The sequence below is a fragment of the Kutzneria sp. CA-103260 genome (assembly GCF_018263855.1).
Taxonomy (GTDB): Bacteria; Actinomycetota; Actinomycetes; order Mycobacteriales; family Pseudonocardiaceae; genus Kutzneria.
The window spans coordinates 1,463,317-1,481,616 of the sequence record NZ_CP073318.1 but is presented as its reverse complement, the minus strand read 5'-3'; the positions used below and the strand labels follow the sequence as shown (position 1 = coordinate 1,481,616).

Annotated in this window: 22 protein-coding genes; 12 read left to right on the top strand and 10 right to left on the bottom strand. The window is 71.2% G+C overall.

The genetic code is table 11. The features are described 5' to 3' along the window. Positions 1-34: 34 nt before the first annotated feature. Positions 35-1,093 carry a sensor histidine kinase gene (locus JJ691_RS06555; RefSeq protein WP_211767889.1) on the bottom strand — a complete coding sequence of 353 codons (1,059 nt, stop codon included), beginning with the start codon at positions 1,091-1,093 and terminating at the stop codon, positions 35-37. Next, positions 1,090-1,731, bottom strand: coding sequence for a response regulator (locus JJ691_RS06550; protein ID WP_211767888.1), 642 nt, complete (start codon positions 1,729-1,731; stop codon positions 1,090-1,092). The genes JJ691_RS06555 and JJ691_RS06550 overlap by 4 nt, the downstream gene beginning before the upstream one ends. A gap of 143 nt (positions 1,732-1,874) precedes the next feature. Between JJ691_RS06550 and JJ691_RS06545 the strand changes: the two genes are divergently transcribed. Then, positions 1,875-3,002 carry an alpha/beta hydrolase gene (locus tag JJ691_RS06545; protein WP_211767887.1) on the top strand — a complete coding sequence of 376 codons (1,128 nt, stop codon included), beginning with the start codon at positions 1,875-1,877 and terminating at the stop codon, positions 3,000-3,002. A 6-nt stretch (positions 3,003-3,008) separates the two neighbouring features. On the opposite strand, the gene JJ691_RS06540 is transcribed toward JJ691_RS06545, so the two are convergent. Continuing rightward, positions 3,009-3,464 carry a carboxymuconolactone decarboxylase family protein gene (locus tag JJ691_RS06540; protein WP_211767886.1) on the bottom strand — a complete coding sequence of 152 codons (456 nt, stop codon included), beginning with the start codon at positions 3,462-3,464 and terminating at the stop codon, positions 3,009-3,011. A 264-nt stretch (positions 3,465-3,728) separates the two neighbouring features. On the opposite strand from JJ691_RS06540, the gene JJ691_RS06535 reads away from it, so the two are divergent. Further along, the gene (locus JJ691_RS06535; RefSeq protein WP_211767885.1) at positions 3,729-4,046 is read left to right on the top strand and encodes a hypothetical protein; all 318 of its coding nucleotides are present in this window, start codon (positions 3,729-3,731) and stop codon (positions 4,044-4,046) included. 26 nt (positions 4,047-4,072) lie between these two features. On the opposite strand, the gene JJ691_RS06530 is transcribed toward JJ691_RS06535, so the two are convergent. Next, a complete protein-coding gene (locus JJ691_RS06530; RefSeq protein WP_256449422.1) occupies positions 4,073-6,568 on the bottom strand; it encodes a helix-turn-helix transcriptional regulator in 2,496 nt (831 codons plus the stop codon). A gap of 138 nt (positions 6,569-6,706) precedes the next feature. On the opposite strand from JJ691_RS06530, the gene JJ691_RS06525 reads away from it, so the two are divergent. Both JJ691_RS06525 and nadE read left to right on the top strand, forming a co-directional pair. After that, on the top strand, positions 6,707-7,588 hold the full coding sequence (locus JJ691_RS06525; RefSeq protein WP_211767883.1) for an RNA polymerase sigma factor: 882 nt from the start codon (positions 6,707-6,709) through the stop codon (positions 7,586-7,588). A 23-nt stretch (positions 7,589-7,611) separates the two neighbouring features. Next, positions 7,612-8,436 (top strand): ammonia-dependent NAD(+) synthetase, encoded by an 825-nt coding sequence (gene nadE, locus JJ691_RS06520; protein WP_211767882.1) that lies wholly within the window; start codon positions 7,612-7,614, stop codon positions 8,434-8,436. Here the strand turns inward: nadE and JJ691_RS06515 are convergent. Beyond that, positions 8,408-9,316 carry a LysR family transcriptional regulator gene (locus JJ691_RS06515; protein WP_211767881.1) on the bottom strand — a complete coding sequence of 303 codons (909 nt, stop codon included), beginning with the start codon at positions 9,314-9,316 and terminating at the stop codon, positions 8,408-8,410. The genes nadE and JJ691_RS06515 overlap by 29 nt on opposite strands. Before the next feature lie 70 nt (positions 9,317-9,386). Here JJ691_RS06515 and JJ691_RS06510 point away from each other — a divergent pair, with 70 nt between their 5' ends. Further along, positions 9,387-10,067, top strand: a complete 681-nt coding sequence (locus tag JJ691_RS06510; RefSeq protein ID WP_211767880.1) for a nitroreductase family protein — start codon at positions 9,387-9,389, stop codon at positions 10,065-10,067. Position 10,068: 1 nt separating this feature from the next. On the opposite strand, the gene JJ691_RS06505 is transcribed toward JJ691_RS06510, so the two are convergent. Further along, positions 10,069-10,707 (bottom strand): TetR/AcrR family transcriptional regulator, encoded by a 639-nt coding sequence (locus JJ691_RS06505; protein WP_211767879.1) that lies wholly within the window; start codon positions 10,705-10,707, stop codon positions 10,069-10,071. Between the two features lie 10 nt (positions 10,708-10,717). Next, on the bottom strand, positions 10,718-11,356 hold the full coding sequence (locus JJ691_RS06500; RefSeq protein WP_249227733.1) for a TetR/AcrR family transcriptional regulator: 639 nt from the start codon (positions 11,354-11,356) through the stop codon (positions 10,718-10,720). A gap of 68 nt (positions 11,357-11,424) precedes the next feature. On the opposite strand from JJ691_RS06500, the gene JJ691_RS06495 reads away from it, so the two are divergent. Then, positions 11,425-12,306: an MBL fold metallo-hydrolase gene (locus tag JJ691_RS06495; RefSeq protein ID WP_249227732.1), complete on the top strand. Its 882-nt coding sequence runs from the start codon at positions 11,425-11,427 to the stop codon at positions 12,304-12,306. A gap of 10 nt (positions 12,307-12,316) precedes the next feature. After that, positions 12,317-12,985 carry a hypothetical protein gene (locus JJ691_RS06490; RefSeq protein ID WP_211767877.1) on the top strand — a complete coding sequence of 223 codons (669 nt, stop codon included), beginning with the start codon at positions 12,317-12,319 and terminating at the stop codon, positions 12,983-12,985. On the opposite strand, the gene JJ691_RS06485 is transcribed toward JJ691_RS06490, so the two are convergent. Together JJ691_RS06485 and JJ691_RS06480 are read right to left on the bottom strand one after the other, a co-directional pair. Continuing rightward, a complete protein-coding gene (locus tag JJ691_RS06485) occupies positions 12,951-13,667 on the bottom strand; it encodes an alpha/beta fold hydrolase (RefSeq protein WP_249227731.1) in 717 nt (238 codons plus the stop codon). The genes JJ691_RS06490 and JJ691_RS06485 overlap by 35 nt on opposite strands. Before the next feature lie 15 nt (positions 13,668-13,682). After that, positions 13,683-14,423, bottom strand: coding sequence for an SDR family NAD(P)-dependent oxidoreductase (locus tag JJ691_RS06480; RefSeq protein WP_211767876.1), 741 nt, complete (start codon positions 14,421-14,423; stop codon positions 13,683-13,685). Positions 14,424-14,512: 89 nt separating this feature from the next. On the opposite strand from JJ691_RS06480, the gene JJ691_RS06475 reads away from it, so the two are divergent. Further along, positions 14,513-15,103 (top strand): TetR/AcrR family transcriptional regulator, encoded by a 591-nt coding sequence (locus JJ691_RS06475; protein ID WP_211767875.1) that lies wholly within the window; start codon positions 14,513-14,515, stop codon positions 15,101-15,103. A 5-nt stretch (positions 15,104-15,108) separates the two neighbouring features. Continuing rightward, entirely contained in the window at positions 15,109-15,606 is a 498-nt protein-coding gene (locus tag JJ691_RS06470) for a GNAT family N-acetyltransferase (RefSeq protein ID WP_211767874.1), read from the top strand. Here the strand turns inward: JJ691_RS06470 and JJ691_RS06465 are convergent. After that, positions 15,603-16,427: an NAD(+)/NADH kinase gene (locus tag JJ691_RS06465; protein WP_249227730.1), complete on the bottom strand. Its 825-nt coding sequence runs from the start codon at positions 16,425-16,427 to the stop codon at positions 15,603-15,605. The genes JJ691_RS06470 and JJ691_RS06465 overlap by 4 nt on opposite strands. Before the next feature lie 78 nt (positions 16,428-16,505). Here JJ691_RS06465 and JJ691_RS06460 point away from each other — a divergent pair, with 78 nt between their 5' ends. The 3 genes from JJ691_RS06460 to JJ691_RS06450 are packed head-to-tail and all read left to right on the top strand — an operon-like array spanning position 16,506 to position 18,275. Further along, positions 16,506-16,823: a hypothetical protein gene (locus tag JJ691_RS06460; RefSeq protein WP_211767872.1), complete on the top strand. Its 318-nt coding sequence runs from the start codon at positions 16,506-16,508 to the stop codon at positions 16,821-16,823. A gap of 7 nt (positions 16,824-16,830) precedes the next feature. Continuing rightward, positions 16,831-17,439 (top strand): TetR/AcrR family transcriptional regulator, encoded by a 609-nt coding sequence (locus JJ691_RS06455; RefSeq protein WP_211767871.1) that lies wholly within the window; start codon positions 16,831-16,833, stop codon positions 17,437-17,439. Continuing rightward, entirely contained in the window at positions 17,427-18,275 is an 849-nt protein-coding gene (locus tag JJ691_RS06450) for an oxidoreductase (protein WP_211767870.1), read from the top strand. The genes JJ691_RS06455 and JJ691_RS06450 overlap by 13 nt, the downstream gene beginning before the upstream one ends. The last annotated feature ends 25 nt before the right edge of the window (positions 18,276-18,300 follow it).

Below are 18,300 nucleotides of genomic sequence, written 5' to 3'. Positions count from 1 at the left end.
CTGCGTCTGGGCCCCGGCCCAGCATCCCAACCCGTCAGCCCAGCGGCAACCGCAGGCGCAACCGGAAGCCGCCGTCCTCGGTCGGACCGGCGCTGACGGTTCCGCCGAGCAGGGCAGCCCGCTCCTGCAAGCCGACCAGCCCGTGCCGGGCGCTGGGCAGCGCCAGCACCGGTCGGGACGACGGCGTGTTGGCCACCGTGACGGCGAGTTCTCCGTCCGCGCGCTCGAACTCCACGGTCGCGACGCTGCCGGGGGCGTGCTTGCGGACGTTGGTCAGCGCCTCCTGGATGGTGCGGTAGATGGTCCGCTGCACCGGCGGGTCCACCTCCGGGACCGTGCCGACGACACGGGTCTCGATGCCGCTGGTGGCCACCAGCTTCGACAGGTCGGACAGGGTCGGCTGCGGCGCGAGCTCGGTGTCGGCGCTGCCAGCGGCCCGCAGCAGGTTGACCATGTGCCGCAACTCGTCGAGGGTGTCCACGGAGAGCCGGCGGATGTTCTCGGCGGCGTCCTTGGCCGCCGGATCAGCGGTGCTGACCTGCAACGCCCCGGCCTGCACGGCGATCAGCGACACCTGGTGCGACACGACATCGTGCATCTCGCGGGCCAGCTGGTTGCGCTCACGGGCCAGCACCGCCTGGGCGTCCATCTCCCGCTCGTGCTCACGAGCCTGCCGGATGTCGCGGAGGCTGCGCACCAGCTGCCCGAGGAACAGCGGCGCGGCGGCGGTCATGGTGGCGTAGATGGCGTCGAGCACCAGATTGGCGTCCAGCTGCTCGAAGTCGTGCCACGGGTACAGGTCGCCGATCGCCGCGGCCAGTCCACATGCGACAAGCAGCCCCTTGTTGCTGTGCCGGACCGCGAGGGCGTACAGGGTGATCACCGTGGCGACCACCGAGCTGGAGACGAACAGGGCCGGCAACGTCAACAGGAACGCGGCGACGGGCCAGCGGCGGCGGAAAACCAGCGCCAGCACGGCAAGCGCCGCATAGGCGATGGTGTCCCCGGTGTTGTCGGCGTACAGCCAGGCGTCGAAAGCGGCGACCGCCAGGAGGCCGGTCTCCGCGAGCACCTGCTGGATTCGTGTGGTCACGATTCGAGCAGTCCGGCCCGCTGCGCCACCAGCGCCGCCTGCACCCGGCTGCCCACGCCGAGCTTGGTGAGGATGGCGCTGACGTGGTCCTTCACCGTGCCGACGCTGACGTGGATGCGCAGCCCGATGTCCGCGTTGGACAGTCCGTCGGCGATCAGCACCAGCACCGCCCGCTCCCGCTCGGTCAGCTTCTCCACCTGGGCCACGGCCGCCGCGCCGGAGCCGGACAGGTAGCCGTCCACCACGGTCCGGGTGACCTTCGGCGACAGCACCACCCCGCCGGCGGCGAGCGTGCGCACCACCTGGGCCAACTGGTCCGGGCCGGTGTCCTTGAGGATGAAGCCGGCGGCCCCCGAGCGCAGCGCGGTGGCGATGTACTCGTCGGAGTCGAAGGTGGTCAGCATCGCCACCACCGGCGGCGTGGCCAGGCCGCGCAGCTCGCGCAGGATCGTGAGCCCGTCCACGTCCGGCATGCGGATGTCCAGCAGCACCACGTCCGGCCGGTGCAGGCCGATCTCCTTGACCGCCTGCCCGCCGGTCGCGGTGGCGACCACCTCGATGTCGCCCGCCGCCTCCAGGATGAGCCGGAACCCGGAGCGCACCAGTTCCTCGTCGTCCACCACGACCACCCGAATCATGCTCGATATTGTCACCGGAACCGGGTGATTCGCGACATCCGACCCGCGCCCGCCGACCGGCTGGCCGGATCCAGCCGGTCGGCGGGGTGATCGGGCCGGTCCGCCGATGCGGCCGGGGGCCAGCCGAGCCGAGCATGGGGCCCATGGAGAGCCCCACCGTCCCGGCTGACGTGGCCGACCACGCCCGGGAGACGGGGCCGCTGGAGTCGCCCTGGATCTGGATCACCCTTCTCGCGCTGGCCATGCTGGCGCTGGTCCTGACCATCCGGCGCCGGCGCAAGATCGGCATCGTCGCCGTGGTGGTGTTCCTGCTGCTGGCCGGGATCACCGGGCTCAACAGCTACGTCGGCTACGTCCGCACCCAGCACGACTTCGCCATGCTGTTGCAGCGGGCCGGCTGGCCGTTACGCGACCTCGGCAAGTCCCTCGACAACGGGTCCTCCGACGCCTCGCGCGCCGCCTTCGACCCCCGGTCCACCACCCCCGACTCCCCCACCGTCGACAAGGTCGACCTGCCCGACCCGGCCAACGGTGTGCCGTCGGGCCGGAACTACGTGCTGTTACCGCCCGGATACGCCGATCCCGCCAACGAGAACCGCCGCTATCCCGTGGTGTACCTCGTGCACGGCTATCCCTACGGCGGCCCCGAGGACTGGCTCGCCGCCGGCGACGCCCCGGGCACCCTGCGGCTGATGTACGAACACAGGACGATCTCCCCGGTGATCATCGTGAGCGTCGACCTCACCGCCGGCCAGGCCAGCAAGTCCTGGGACGGCCTTGACGTCCCGGGCGGGCCGCGGTTGGAGACCTACCTGTCGCGAACGGTGGTCTCCGCCGTGGACCAGCGCTATCGCACCCTCTCCGACCGCGGCCACCGCTCTCTGGGCGGCATGTCCGGCGGCGGCTTCGCCGCCCTCAACATCGGCCTGCACCACCTGGACACCTTCGGCTCGCTGCTCATCACGCTGCCCTACGACACCTTGGACGGCAACGAGTCCCTGCTCGGCGGCGACCGGAAGCTGGTGTCCGCCAACACTCCCCGCGACTACATCCCCACCATGGAGTTCCCCCAGCCCGTTTCGGTCATCCTCACCGCCGGCTCCGGCGCCCCCACCGACGGCGCCTCGGCCAACCGCATCGCCACGGCGCTGCGGGCGCGGGGCCAGCACGTGGTCGTCCGCACCGAACAGGGCTTCAACCACACCTGGCACACCGCCCGCGCCACGCTCCCCTACCTGTTGGCCTTCGCCGACAACGAGTTCCGGCGCTGAGGCCGGTCAGAACTGCTCGCCGGCCGGCTGCTTGATCGTCACGTTGATGCGGTTGAAGAAGTTCGTCGTGGCGATCATCAGGATGAGCGCGGACAGGCCCTTCTCGTCGAAGTGGTCGGCGGCCTCGTCCCACACCGCGTCCGACACCGGGTCGGCCTGGTCGGCCATGCGGGTGGCGGCCTCGGTCAGCGCCAGCGCGGCCCGCTCGGCGTCGGTGAACAGGTCGCTCTCCCGCCACGCCGGCACCCGCAGCAGCCGGTCGACGCTCTCGCCGGTCTGCTGGGCGTGCGTGACGCCGGAGTCGACGCAGTAGCCGCAGCCGTTGATCTGGCTGGCCCGCAGGTGCACCAGGTCGAGCGTGGTCTTGGGCACGCCGCCCTGGTAGATCGCCTTGAACAGGCCCTGCACCGCGGTCGTGGTGTCGGGAAGGACCTTGGCCGGGTTGGTCATGCGTGCTGCCATTGTTCTCGCCCCTTCAGGGAGTTGCTGTGTTCCGACACCTCCTTGACGAGTGGGGCGGCGAAAGTATGACAGGCCGCTGCGTGACCGCTGTCACACCGAAGTCCGTTCGCGCCGGCAAACGGGTGAACCCGGTTCACCGCAGTCCATTGTGGAAACCCATGGGACCAGCGGGAAAGCCCTTTCCGGAACCGCTTCCGAGCGGAAGGCTCCTCGGTGACGGCGTCCCATTCCGAGCCGTTGTCGATCAGCGTGAAGGAGAGACCGATGAACGCTCTGCCCCGTCGTATCGCCGCTGCCGTGGTCGCCGCCGCGGCCGCCGGCGCCCTGCTCGGCGGCGCCGCCATGGCCTCGGCCGCGCCCGTGCCGGCCGCCTCGTCCTCGGCGGAGGTGTCGGTCTCCGGCACCCTGTCGGCCATCGCCGGCGACGTGCTCACGGTGAAGACCAGCGCGGACGCCGACGTGCAGATCCAGCGGACCGGCGCCACCAAGGTCCAGGGCAGCCTGTCCCTGCACGGGCTGGTCACGGTGAAGTGCCACCAGGTCAGCGGCTCGCTCGTCGCCGACCTCATCGTGGCGGGCTGATTCACCGTGGACGCGCTGGGGTCAGGTCAGTCCCCCAACCCCAGCGCGCCCCTCAGCTCGCGCCGGCCGGCCAGGCCGAGCTTCCGGTAGACGCTGGTCAGCGCGAACTCGACGGTCCGCGTGGTGACATACAGTTCGGCCGCGATCTCCCGGTTGGTCCGGCCGGTTGCCGCCCGCCGCGCGACGAACGACTCCCGCTCGGTCAGCACGGCCGGATCCGCGACGGCGAACCTGCGGCGACCCCCGGCCTGCCGCAGTTCCCGCCCGGCGCGTTCCATCAACGCCACCGAGCCGCAGCGCATCGCTATGTTGTGGGCCATCCGCAACACCGACCGCGCCGGCAGCTCACCACCCGACTCCCGCAGAAACTGGCCCCAGTCGGCCAATGCCCGCCCGTACTCCAGCCGCGCCGGCGAATCCCGCAGCACGTCGACGGCTTCCGCGAGCAGCTCGGCGTCGCCGGCCACCATGCCGGCGCCGCGCAGCGCGACACCGACCGTCGACGCCGAGCCCCAGCGGCGCGCCAGCTGCAACTCCTTGTCCACCAACGCAATCGCTTGCTGCCGGTCGCCCAGCTCGCTCAACAGCCGTGCGGCCGACGACCGCCACGGGCACACCGCCGGGTTCAGCACACCCCGTTCCACCAGGCGCCGACCGCATTCGAGCAGGTCCCGCACCGCCCGAGCCTTGTCGCCATCGGCGGCGCGGAGCCGTCCCCGTTGGAACAGCACGGCATCGAACCGCGCCGAACCCGGCATCTCACCGTCAAGGTCTTGGGCGCTCAGCAGAACGGCCGCTGCCCGCGGTTCGTTGACGTCGATCAGGGCACCGATCATCGGCGCGAGGGCCGTGGCGTGCGGGTCGTGTTGCAGCAACGTCAGCCGACGGGCCTCCCGCAGATCACCGCGCCGCAGGGCCACGTCGGTACGCAGTCCCAGAGCCAGCCGGGACAACGCAGGCCGACGTTGGCCGGAGACGGCCGTGAGCGCGTTGTCGCACAACCAGTCCGCGTCGTCGAGTTCGTCCATCATGGACAGTGTGGTCACGACGTGCAGGAACACCCGTCGGGCGACCAGGTCGAAACCCGCCGTCACGGCCAGGTTCCGCCCGTTGGCCCGGGCCAGCGCGGCCGCGGCCGGCTCGCGATCACCCCGCAGCGCATGGGACACGGCCCCGATCGCGTGCCATAACCGTTGCCGACGCGGGTTTTCCGGCTTCGCCGGCAAGACACCGGCCACACCGGCGTGCTCGATCTCGATCGACAACGACGCCAGGTCGTCGTCGACGTCGGCCAGCACCCGGGTCGCTTCGACCAGCCGGCCCCGCTCGGCCAGCTCATAGGCCAGAGTCACGCCGCCGCCGGCCTGGGTCAGATGCTCCAACGCCGCCGGCGGATCGGTGTGCACCTCGGCCTCGCCCAGGGCGGCCAGCACGCGCCCATGGTCCTCATCGGACAGTGGCTCGGCGAGCAGCCGCCGCAGGCACTCCGTCGCGCGTTCCGGATCGCCGTCGGTCAGCGCGGTCGCCGCGTGTTCACGGAACATGCGACAGGTCCACTCGTCGCCGAGCGGATCGGTGGCCAGCAGGTGGTCGATCACGATCTCGTCGCCGGCCCGCCGCTGGTACAGGGCCTTCGCCGCCCGCAGCCGCAGTTCCGACGGCGTGCCGGCGACCAGCACCGACGTCACCAGCGGCACACCGACGCTGCCGAACTCGACCAGTGCTCGACTCGCCGTCTGGTGATCGACGCCCGCGACCGCCGCGACCAGAGCGGTGTCGGTGGTGCCGAGGATCTCCGCCGCCCGCCCGACGGCGGCCAGCTCCGGCCCCAGCGCGGCGACGATCCTCGAGGCCAGCTCGGGGGACGGCGTCCGGCACAGGTCCGCCAGCGACGAGTCGGCGGCCTCGCGCCGCAGTTCGGCCAGCAGCCAGGGATGCCCGCCGGTGGCGCGGAAGACCACGCCGGCATCCTCCGGCGCCATCTCCCGCACCACCTGCTCGCCGAAACAACTCAACGTCACGTGCCGGGCGTCCTGGCCGAACTCCCCCAGCCGGCCCGGCGACGTCGTCACGATCATCGCCACCGGCAGGTCCGTCAGCCGGCGGCGCAGGTAGTCCAGCAGCCGCAGCGAGTCGGCGTCGGCCAGGTCGAGGTCGTCCACGGCGATGAGCACCGGCGTCCGGGCGGCCACCTCACGCAGCTCCCGGTACAGCGCGCGGAGCGCGGACTGATGCATCCTCGGATCCGGGTCCCGCCGGCCGGCGATCCGGTCCACCACCGCGCCCGCCACCGGCTCGAACAGCTGCGCCGCGAGCTCGTACGGGAAGTCCCGCTCGGTCGCCGAGCCCTGCGCCCGCAGCACCGTGAACCCCAGCTCACCAGCGATCTCCGCGCACGCCCGCAGCAGCGTGCTCCGCCCCATCCGGGGCCCGGCCTCGACGCACACCACCGCCGGCATCTCGGAAAGCGCTTGCCTACAGCTCGCCAGTTCCGCGTCGCGCCCGACACATACTTGTCGCACCCGCACCCCAGGCTCCCTCCACTGTTCAACCGGGGGTCGTATGGGAAGCCCTCCACCCGCAAAAGAGAACGCGGCGACGGCACGGGGACCTTCAGGCGCACCGGTCGTGTTAGCTTCCAAACCGATCAAGGGAGGGCCATGACCGTCGACGAGTACGGCGCCGTCCGCGCCCACGCGGTGCGGCTGTGCCTGGCCGCCGGGGCCACCGTCGAGGAGGCCGAGGACTGCGTGCACGAGGCCCTGGTCGAGCTGCTGGAGGTGGCCGACCCCGACTCCGTGCGCACCCCGGCCGGCTGGGTCGCGACCGTGTCCCGGCGGCGGTTCATCGACCAGGTCCGCCGCCGCTGCCGGGAGCGCGTGGCCAGCCGGCGGGAGCACGCCGCCGCCCTCGCCCCGGTCGACCCCGCCGACCTCGTCGCCGACCGCGACCTCGCCCGCTACCTGGTCCGATCCATGGCCGACCTGCCGCGCACCACCCGTGAGGTCTGCGCCGCCATCGGCGAGGGCAAGTCCGAGGCCGACGTCGCCGAGTCCCTGGGCCTGTCCGCCCGGGCCGTCGAGTCCCACCTCACCCGGGCCCGCCGCCGGCTGCGCAAGCTACGGATCGCCCTCGTGCTGCCGGTCGGCGTCTGTTGCGCGCGGATCGTGCAGCGGCTGGCCGTTCCGCTGACCTGCGCCGCCGTCGCCACCCCGGTCGCCACCGTGATGCTCCTGCCCGGATCACCGTCGCATCGGCAACCGCTGTCCGGTCCCGAGACCCCGGCCGCCCTGACCACGACCGTGGCCCCGACCACCGTGACCACCACGCCCACCCCGGTTGTTGTCACGACAACACCGGCTCCCACCACGAGCTCCACCAGCTCTGCGAGCGCACCCCCGCCGACTGCGGCCAGCACGTCCAGCGCGGTGCCGGAGGTGGTCACACACGTGAAAACCGTCATCTCCGAGGTGCTCGACGCGTTGCCGACCACGCTGCCGTCGCTCCCGGAACTGCCGATCAAGCTGCCGCTCGACCACTAGCTTCCGCTGGGTACAGTGCGGGAATGGCTAACCTCAGGGAACAGATCCTCGCGGAACTCGGCGTCAAGGCGGCTGTCGTGCCGAAGGTCGAGGTACGGCGGCGGGTCGACTTCCTCAAGGACTTCCTGCGGTCAACCCCGGCCAAGGGCTTCGTGCTGGGTATCAGCGGCGGCCAGGACAGCACCCTGACCGGCCGGCTGTGCCAGCTGGCCTGCGAGGAGCTGCGGGCCGAGGGCCGCGAAGTCAGCTTCGTCGCGGTGCGGCTGCCCTACGGCGTCCAGGCCGACGAGGAAGACGCTCAGATCGCGCTGCGGTTCATCCAGCCCGACCGCTCGATCACGGTGAACATCAAGCCGGGAGCCGACGCGGTGGCGGCCGAGGTGGCCAAGAGCGTGGACGAGTCGCAGCTGCGGGACTTCGTGCGCGGCAACATCAAGGCCCGTGAGCGGATGGTCGCCCAGTACGCCGTGGCCGGGCAGCTGAACATGCTCGTCGTCGGCACCGACCACGCCGCCGAGGCCGTGACCGGCTTCTTCACCAAGTACGGCGACGGCGGCGTCGACCTCACCCCGCTGACCGGCCTGACCAAACGCCAGGGCGCGGCCCTGCTCCAGGAGCTGGGCGCCCCGCCGAGCGTGTGGGAGAAGGTCCCCACCGCCGACCTCGAGGACGACCGCCCGGCCCTGCCCGACGAGGTGGCGCTGGGCCTGAAGTACAGCCAGATCGACGACTACCTGGAGGGCGCGGACGTCCCGGCCGAGGTCGCCGAGAAGGTGGAGTCGGTGTTCCTCATGACCCGCCACAAGCGCACCGTTCCCGTCACCCCGCTCGACGAGTGGTGGCGCTGAACAACTCCTTGCAGTAGGCCGAGAACACCTCGGCCCTGCGGGTGGGGCGGCCGCCGGCGGCCCGACCGAGGACCAGCGGCGTCGTGGGCACGGCGTCCCTGAGCGGCACGGTACGGAACGGCCGGCCCTCGACGGAACAGTCGACGGCCGGCTGTTGCACGGAGAGCGTGTACCCGAGGCCGCGGGCGACCATGGCTCGGGCGAGTTCGAAGCTGCCGGCCCGATGGGCGACGGTCATCGGCACGCCGGCGGCGTCGAACACGGAGCGGAAGTAGCGCTCGCTCGGCGCGACGTCGAGCAGGATGAAGGGCTCATCGGCCAGTTCCCGAAGTGCCACCGAGCGGCGGCGCTGGAGGCGGTGTCCGGCCGGCAGCAGGAGGTGGGGCTGCTGGTCGGTGAGCACTTCGACCTCGATGCCGGGCAGAATGTCCTGCCGGTAGAGGAAAGCGAGCTCGCAGCGGCCGTCGAGCAGTTGGCGTTGCAGGTCGGGCAGCGAGCCCTCGACGAACTCGATCGTCACCTCGGGACGGAGCTCGCGGAACCCGGCGATAGCGGCCGGCAGGCACAGGGCGGCGACCGGGGCGTAGCAACCGATCCGGAGCGTGCCGGCGATCTCCTGGCCCAACCGCCGAGCCCCCGCGCCCAGTTCGGACACGGCCGTGAGCACGGCCCGAGCCTCGCCCACGACTTCCCGTCCGGCGTCGGTCAGCACGGCGCCGCGGCCGGGTCCCCGGATGAGCAGCCGCAGCCGAAGAGTGCTCTCCAGTTCGGACAAACCCAGCGAGACGGCGGACTGGGAGACGTGGCAGCGCTCGGCCGCGGCGGTCAGTCCCCCGGTGTCGGCCACCGCGACCAGGTACTCCAGCTGCCGCAAGTTCATCGGCTGAGCTTATGTCCTTCGTAAGAAGTTTGAGCTGTTCAGATGAATGGGGCCGTGCGAAGGTCGAACGGTGACCCGCGACCACGCGCATCCCTTTGTGCCGTACCACCGACCGCGCTTGTCCGTGACGGAGACACTGCGGCACGGCGAGGACTTCCACCGGCGGCTGGACGAGCGGCGGTCGGTGCGGTGGTTCTCGCCGAATCCGGTGCCGCTGCGGGCGATCGAGCTGGCCGTGCAGGCGGCGAACACCGCGCCGAGCGGTGCTCACTTCCAGCCGTGGACGTTCGTCGCCACCAACAATCCCGACCTCAAGCGCCAGGTCCGGGCGGCGGCCGAGGAGGAGGAACGCCGCTTCTACCACGAGCGCGAGGCCCCGGACTGGCACGCGGCCCTGGCCCGGCTGGAAACCGACGAGCACAAGGAGTTCCTGGAGACCGCCCCCTGGCTGGTGGTCGCGTTCGCGCAGAAGTCGACCCCGCTGCCGGACGGCTCGCTGCGCAAGAACTACTACGTCAACGAAAGCGTCGGCATCGCGTGCGGACTGTTCATCGCCGCGCTGCACGAGATGGGCCTGGCCACGCTGACCCACACGCCCAACCCGATGGCGTTCCTGACCGAGCTGTTCGACCGCCCGGCCACCGAGCGGCCGTACATCCTGTTCCCCGTCGGCTATCCCGCCGACGACTGCGAAGTCCCTGTCCTGCGCCGTAAGCCGCTTTCCGAGGCGCTGGTGGTCGTCACCGGCTGACTCACGGTTTCGTCTTCAATATCGCCACGATGGCGTCGATCAGCCCGCTCGCGGCGTCTCGCCAGCTGGCCCGGGGAGTCGGCCGGTTCTCGGCGAGGGCGCGTTCCCGCTCCGCCGTCATCTGCACGATCAGGTGCCGCGCCATCTCGTCGCGTTCGGCGCGGATCGGGGCCGGCAGGTCGGGCACGCACCGGTTGATGCCGTCCAGCACGGCCCGCAGGCCCGGCGTGCTCAGCGCCTCCTCGATGATGACCGACCGCAGCTCGGGGTCGGCCATCATCTGGGCCGCGCACCGGGCGAACCAGGTCGGACTGCCCAGCTCGGCCAGGTGCTCGGTGGCCGGGCGGACCAGGCAGGCGACCCAGACCCGCAGGTCGGTGGAATCGCCGGCGTCGGCGACCATGCGGTCGCGCAGCCGCTCCAACTCGTCGGTGTGCCGGCGCACGATGGCCCGCACCAGGTCGGCCTTGGTGCCGAAGTGGTAGCCGACGGCGGTGTTGTTGCCCTGCCCGGCGGCCTCACTGATCTGCCGGTTGGACACGGTGATCACGCCGTGCTCGGCGAACAGCCGCTCCGCCGCCGTCAGGATGGCGTCCCTGGTCGCCTGGGCCCGCCCGGCCCGCACCGTGTCACCGGCCATGATCATCTCCTCACCTCGAACCCGCCGACCCCAAATCTTCCACTCCGCCGTGCTCGTCCGCCGAACCGCGCCGGTCGGTGTGCGCGGAGCGGGCTCGGGGGTGGGGTCCGAGCTGGGCCGGCAGGCCGTCGAGGAGGGCGCCGATGAGCCGGGCGGTTTCGCCGTCGACGGCGGCGTCGTCGTCGAAGCGCATGAGGCCGTCGGCGAGGAGCATCGCCAAACCGTGCATGGCCGCCCAGACCAGGAAGTCGGCCGAGGGCAGGGAAAGGCGGTCGAGCTCGGCCGCGAGCACGTCATGGGGATGGGGCGAGATGGGGGCGTCGGGCTCGCCGGCGGAGAAAGCCAGCCGCGAGACGGCGGGGTCGGAGATGGCCCAGCGGACGTAGGTCTGGGCGATGGCGATGACCCGTTGCCGTGGGTCGGTGCCGGGGACGGCGGCGCTGAGGGTGCCGAGACGGGCCAGCACGCGTTGGGACAGCGCCCGGACGAGCACGTCCCGGGAGGCGAAGTGGTGGTAGGCGGCGCTGGGACTGACGCCGATCCGGGTGCAGGCCTCCCGCAGCGACCAGCCGTCGGCGCCGCGCTCGCGGACCAGGTCCTCGGCGGCGTCCAGCAGAGCGGCGCGAAGGTCGCCGTGGTGGTAGGGCACGAGCAATCTTAACACTGCTCAGATCCAGTGCTACGGTATCTGAACACCGATCAGATTGGAGTACGGCCATGAGCACGCTGCCGGAGATCACGGACAAGCCGCTGGTGCGGGGCGAGCCGGTGGAGGTGGCCGACGGCGTGCACGTGATCGCCGACAACCGGGTGCCGCTGGTGCCGAACGTGGGCATCGTGCTCGGCGACCGGGCGGCGCTGGTGGTGGAGACCGGCATGGGTCGGCGCAACGGGGAGTACGTGCTCGCGAAGGCCCGAGAACTCGCCGGGAACCGCCCGCTGTTCCTGACCACGACACACTTCCACCCGGAGCACGGCTTCGGGGCGCAGGCCTTCCGCGGCGCTGCGACCATCGTCTACAACCGGGCGCAGCGAGACGAGTTGCGCCGCAAGGGAACCGGCTACATCGAGATGTTCAAGGGCCTGGGCCCGCGCATCGCCGCTGAACTCGACGGCGTCGAACTGGTCGAACCGGACATGGTGTACGACGGCGAGGCGGAGATCGACCTCGGCGGCCGGCTGGTGCGGCTGACCGCGCAAGGGCCGGCACACACGGTCGGCGACCAGACCGTGCTGGTCGACGACCGGGTGCTGTTCACCGGCGACATGGCGGAGACCCGCATGTTCCCGATCGCGCCGCATTTCCCGCCGCACGACGCCGATGTCGACATCGCCGGCTGGATCGCGGTGATGGACCGCCTGATCGCCCTGGCCCCGGCCGTAGTGGTGCCGGGCCATGGCGAGGTCACCGACGTGTCGCTGCTGCGCGACATCCGGACGTACCTGGAGTTCGTGCAGGCCGAGGCGTTGCACCACAAGACCGCCGGCACGGATGTCGCGGCCGCCGCCGAAGCGATCTCGACCCAGGCCCGGAACCGGTGGGCCGGCTGGGAAAACCCGGAATGGATCGACTTCGCGGTGCGCGTCTGCTACGGATGACCGTGTGCTGGTGACGTCTCGCTCGGCGGCGGAGTATCGCGCGATGTTCGACCTCTCCCCCGCGCATCTGGCCGGGGCGACCCTGGACTGCTGCGCCGGCGGGGCGAGCTTCGCGGCCGAGACGGCCGGCGCGCTGGCGATGGATCCGGCCTATGCCATGGGAATTGCCGAGATGGACCGGCTGGTGCGCGCCGGCCTGCACGACGGGGACCAGATGATTCTGGACAACCAGGACCGCTTCGAGTGGAGCTGGTACGGCAGCATCGAGCAGCGCGGGGCGATCCGCATGGCCGCGGCGGAGGCGTTCCTGACCGACCTCCGCGCGCGGCCGCGCCGCTACGTGGCGGCGGCGCTGCCGGACCTGCCGCTGGCGGCGAAGAGCGTGGATCTGGCGCTGTGTTCCCATTTGCTGTTCACGTGGGCGAACCGGCTCGACGAGCACTGGCACCGAAGGGCCATCGAGGAGCTGGTCCGGGTGGCCCGGCGTGAGGTGCGGATCTTCCCCCTTGTCTTGCAGGGCACGGCCGAGCCGGTCGAATTCCTCGACCGGCTGCGGTCCGCCCTGCCGGCCAGCGAGATCCGGGAGGTGCCGTACCGGTTCCAGCGCGGGGCCCGGCACATGCTGGTCGTCGACGCCAGCGGTCTCACCGGGTCAGGAAGTCCTCCAGCACACGGTTGAACGGCTCCCCGGTGTCGGGCACCAGATGGCCGGCGCCGGGGCACACCGCGCGCTGCGCCCCGGTCGCCTCGGCGATGGCGTCACAGATCAGTTCGTACGGCTCCTTGTGTCCACCGGAGACGGCGAGCAGGGGAATTCCCCGCAGGGCAGCCAGATCCGGCACGGCTTCGTCCGGCGGACGCGCGCCGATGAGCTGACCGGTCCCCTGCAACAACGTGGGATGCACCAGATCAGTCACATCGACGGGAGCGCCCACCACATCAAGGAATTCCCTAAGCACCGTCTCAAGTGGACCGTCGGCCGACGTCAGCCCGCGAATGCGCGCCGCCCATTCGTCGACAACGGGATTTCCCTTGACCAGCGCGGTCGCGGGCGGTTCGACGACCGTCAGGGACCGAACGTTCTCCGGCCGGCGGACGGCGGCGTACATGGCGACGAGGCCGCCGTAGGAGTAGCCGACAAGGTGCACCGGACGGTCCAGCAACTGGTCGGCCAACTGCACCGACTCGGTCTCGAAGTCCTGCCGCGCGGCGGGTGTCCGCCCGTGGCCGGGACGATCGACCGCCAGCAGCGTCCACCGCTGCGTCAACGGCCGCTGCGCCCGCCAACACTCGCGTCCACCCAGGACCGCACCGTGCACGAGCACGACTTCCGGACCCTCACCCCACTGGTGCACATACACGCACACCAAGGTAGCTCAGGCGGTGTAGCCCCCGTTGACGTCGAGCACCGCGCCGGTGATGTAGCCCGAGCCGGGGCCGGCCAGGAAGGTGATCACGGTGGCCGTCTCGGCCGGATCGCTGACCCGCTGGATGGCCAGGTTGGACAGCATCACCTCCAACGTCTTCGGGTCGGGCGGCGTGAAGCTGGTGTCCATCAGCCCGGCCTGCACCAGGTTCACGGTGATGCCGCGCGGCGCGAGGTCGCGGGCCGCGCCCTTGGTGTAGCCGGTGAGCCCGGCCTTGGTGGCGGCATAGTCGGCGAAGCCGGGCGCGCCGACGCGGCTGCCGATGCCGGAGCCGATGTTGATGATCCGCCCGCCGTCGCGCATCACCCGTGAAGCCGCCCGGATCAGGGCGATCGGGCCAAGGTAGTTGGTGGCGTGCTGACGGTCGAGGCCTTCGGTGTCGGCCTCAGGGTCGTCGATGGTGCGGCCCGAGCCGTCGCCGATGGCGGCGTTGTTGACCAGGATGTCCAGCCCGCCCAGACGGGCGACGACCTCCTTGATCAGGCCCGGCGCGAGCGACGTGTCGGCCTGGTCGTGTTGCAGCGCGACGGTGTTGGTCTCCTCGGCCAGGGCGTTGGCCCGCTCGGCCGAGGCGACGTAGGTGAACGCGACCTGCGCGCCGGCCTCGGCCAGGGCGCGCACGGTGGCCGCGCCGAGGCCGCGGGAGCCGCCGGTGACCAGGGCGACCTTGCCGGCAAGGGGGGAAGACATGAGCGCTCCTCTCGAACGGCCAGTTATTGACCGTACGGTCCACAATAGGCATGGTGGACCGAACGGTCAAGAATTGCTAGCCTGGCACCATGGCCCGGCCCCGGCAGTTCGACGAGGAGAAGGTGCTGCTCGCCGTGCGCGAGCAGTTCTGGCGCGCCGGCTACGCGGCGACCTCGTTGGAGGACCTGATGCGGGTCAGCGGCCTGGGCAAGGGCAGCCTGTACGCCGCCTTCGGCGACAAGCACCAGCTCTTCCTCAAGGTGCTGCGCGGCTACAACGACGCCAACGACGCCGCGCTGCGCAAGGCCCTCGCCTCGGCGCCGCGGGCGATCGACGGCCTGCGCAGCCTGTTCACGGCGTCGGTCGGCGACACCACCGGGGCGGTCGCCCGGCTCGGCTGCTTCATGGGCAACAGCACCGGCGAGCTGGCCGCCGCCGATCCCGACGTGGTGGCCGAGGCCGGCCGCACCTACGACGGCGCGGCGGCGGTGATCGCCGAGTGCGTGCTGCGGGCCCAGCAGGAGGGCGACCTCCCGGCCGACGCCGATCCGCTGGAGACGGCCCGAGCCCTGCTCACCGCCCAGCAGGGCATCACCTACATGGGCCGCGCCGGCATGGACATCACGACGCTGACCATTACCGCAAACCTCCTCGCAAACCAGCTGCTCCGGGCAGAATGATCTCCATGGGGTATCAGCACCGGCCGGCCACGCCGGCCGATCTGCCGGCGATCGTGGACATCTACAACGCGGCGGTGGCCGCCCGGACCAGCACCTGCGACCTGGACCCGATCACCGTCGAGTCCCGGCGGGCGTGGCTGGACCAGGCCCAGCACCCGATCTGGGTCGCGCACACCGACGACGAGCCCGACACGGTCACCGGCTACCTGTCGTTCGAGCCGTTCCTCAACGGCCGCCCCGGCTACGACGTCACCGTCGACCTGGCGATCTACCTGCACCCCGGGCACCACGGCCGCGGGCAGGGCCGCTACCTGCTGGGCGAGGCCGTCGCGCACGCCCCGAAGTTGGGGGCACGGACCATCGCCACCACGATCTTCGCCAGCAACGAGCCGAGCCTGCGGCTGTTCCGCTCCTACGGGTTCGAGGAGTGGGGCCGGCTGCCGGCCGTGGCCGAGCTGGACGGGGTGGCCAAGGACGTGGTGTTCGTCGGCAAGCGCCTTTAGATCCCGATGGTGTCGGGGATCTCGGCCGAGTCGGTGAGCCGCAGCTTGCGGCGGGCCCGCTGGTAGAAGGTGGTGCGGCCGAGCCGGACGACCCGGGCGGCGCCGGGCCGGGCCAGCAGCTCGATCCGGTCCCCTGGGCCCACGTAGCCGGCGACCTCGCCGTCCACCTCGACGGCCAGCCGCCCGCTGGTGGGCAGCATCTCCAGCTCCACCGTGTCGTGCACGGACAACACGACGCCCCGGCTCCACGAGGAGTGCGGAGCGGCCGGCGTGACCAGCAACGCCTCCACTGAAGGACTGGTGATGGGACCGCCGGCGGAGAAGCTGTACGCGGTGGAGCCGGTCGGCGTCGCGACGATCACGGCGTCGGCGGCGTAGCTGACGAACCGGTGCCCGGCGACCCGGACAGCCACCACGGCGCTGCCGTCGCCAGGCACCCGCACCACGGCGACGTCGTTGAACGCCGTCACGGTCCGGTCGCCGAGCATCGCGTCGACGGCCAGTCGCGGCTCGATGGTGAACTCGTGGTCGTCGATGGCGGTCAGGGCGTCGGGCAGGTCGGGCACGTCGACCTCGGCCAGGAAGCCGAGCTTGCCCAGGTTGACGCCGAGCACCGGGGCCCGCTGCCCGTCGGCGATGCGCATCGCCCGCAGCATCGTCCCGTCGCCGCCGAGGCTGACCACCAGGTCGGCCCGGCGGCCCAACTCGTCGGCGGTGACCGGGACGGCGGCGCAGTCCAGCCGGCTGACCTCGCCGGCGATGCCGAGGATCTCGATGTCCCGCTTGGCCGCCCAGCCGAGCACGGCCTGGACGGCGGCCATCGAGTCACGCTGGGGGTGTAGCACAAGGCCGGCGGAGTGCATGGGTGAAAGTCTGCCGGTTCCCGGCCGTTCCGGCGAGTGTCGGCATCCTCGGACCAGCTCGTCCACGCCGGTGCGGGGCCAGCGCCGCGCGGCCTCTACCTGGAAGTGCTGCGCCAGATGCAGGCCGAGATCGAGGCCCTGCACGACCGACGTCCCGGTGAGGACACCAACCAGCGCTGGCTGCGGATCGCCATGCGCGGCTGTCTGGGCGCGGTCAACGAGATGACCATGGACTGGCTCGCCCACGGCCTCGACACAGTCGCGCCTGGTCGACGGCCCTCCACACGCACCGCGTTCTACGTCACGCAGAAAATTCTCGACACTGTGCAGATTTTTCTCTGCGCCGTGTCATAGTGGGGTGGTGGCAGCGAAGCGGCGTGACGCACCGAGCAAGGGCGACCAGCGGGTCCAGGCGATCCTGGACGCCGCCGAGGTGCTGTTGGAACGGGAGCGCACCGAGCCGATGACGGTCGAGTCGATCGCCAAGGGCGCCGGCATCCTGCGCGGCTCGCTGTACTTCTACTTCGGGTCGAAGCAGGAAGTGCTCACGGCGCTGGTCGCGCGCACCGTCGCCCAACTGCACATGGAGGACCCGCCCGACGAGTCCGAAGGTCCGGCGCGCGACATCGTGCGGCGGGCGGTGGAGAACACGGCCCGCACGTGGCGTGAGCACGGAACCGTGATGCGGGCGGCCGTCGAGTTCGGCCCCGAGGTGCCGGCGATCGCCCAACTGTGGCAGGACACCATCGCCAACAACACCGAAGTCATGGCCCGGGTTCTGGTCGGGGCCGGGCTGCCCGACGACGACGGTCCGACCGGCGCGGCGGCGCTCGCGGCCGCCCTGTGCTGGATGACCGAACGCAACTTCTACCACGCGTCAACACAATCCGGCGGCCTGGACCGCATGGCCGAGACGATGGTCGAGGTCTGGTGCCGCGTCCTACCTGGAGGACAGTCGTGCTCTTCCTGATCACCGGTGTCAGCGGCGGCCTCGGCCGGGCGTTCGCCCAAGGGGCCCTCGACGCCGGGCACACCGTTGTCGGCACGGTTCGCCGACCCGACGACCTCGCGGCGTTCGAAGCGCTCGCACCGGGCCGTGCACACGCACGGCAGCTGGATGTCACCGACGACGAAGCGGTGTTCTCCGTCGTGGGCGAGATCGAGGCCGGTGTCGGCCCGATCGACGTGCTCATCGCGAACGCCGGCTACGGACACGAAGGCGTGTTCGAGGAATCACCGCTTTCCGAGCTGCGGTCCCAGTTCGCCGTCAACGTGTTCGGGGTGGCCGCGACCGTGCAGGCGGTGCTGCCGTTCATGCGCGAACGCCGCGCCGGGCACGTGTTCGCGGTCAGCTCCATGGGTGGGTTGATGACCGTGCCCGGACTGGCCTACTACCACGGCAGCAAGTACGCGGTGGAAGGCATTCTGGAGACCGTCGCCAAGGAGGTCGCGGACTTCGGCGTACACGTGACGATCATCGAACCTGGCTCGTTCCGCACCGACTGGGCCGGCCGTTCGATGGTCCGCACGCCACGCTCCATTCCGGACTACGACAAGCTGTTCGAGCCGGTCCGAGCGGCGCGGCAGGCGGCCAGCGGCAACCAGTTGGGCAACCCGGCCAAGGCGGCCGAGGCCGTCCTGGCGGTTGTCGGGGCCGACCACCCGCCGGTGCATCTCGTGCTCGGCTCGGACGCGCTGCGCCTGGTCGCGGCCGGCCGCTCGGCAGTCGAGCAGGACCTGCGCGAGTGGGAGAAGCTGTCGCGCTCCACCGACTTCCCGGACGGCCACCAGATCGCCTCGAACTGATCCCTGATGTCAGGAAGGGCCTTTC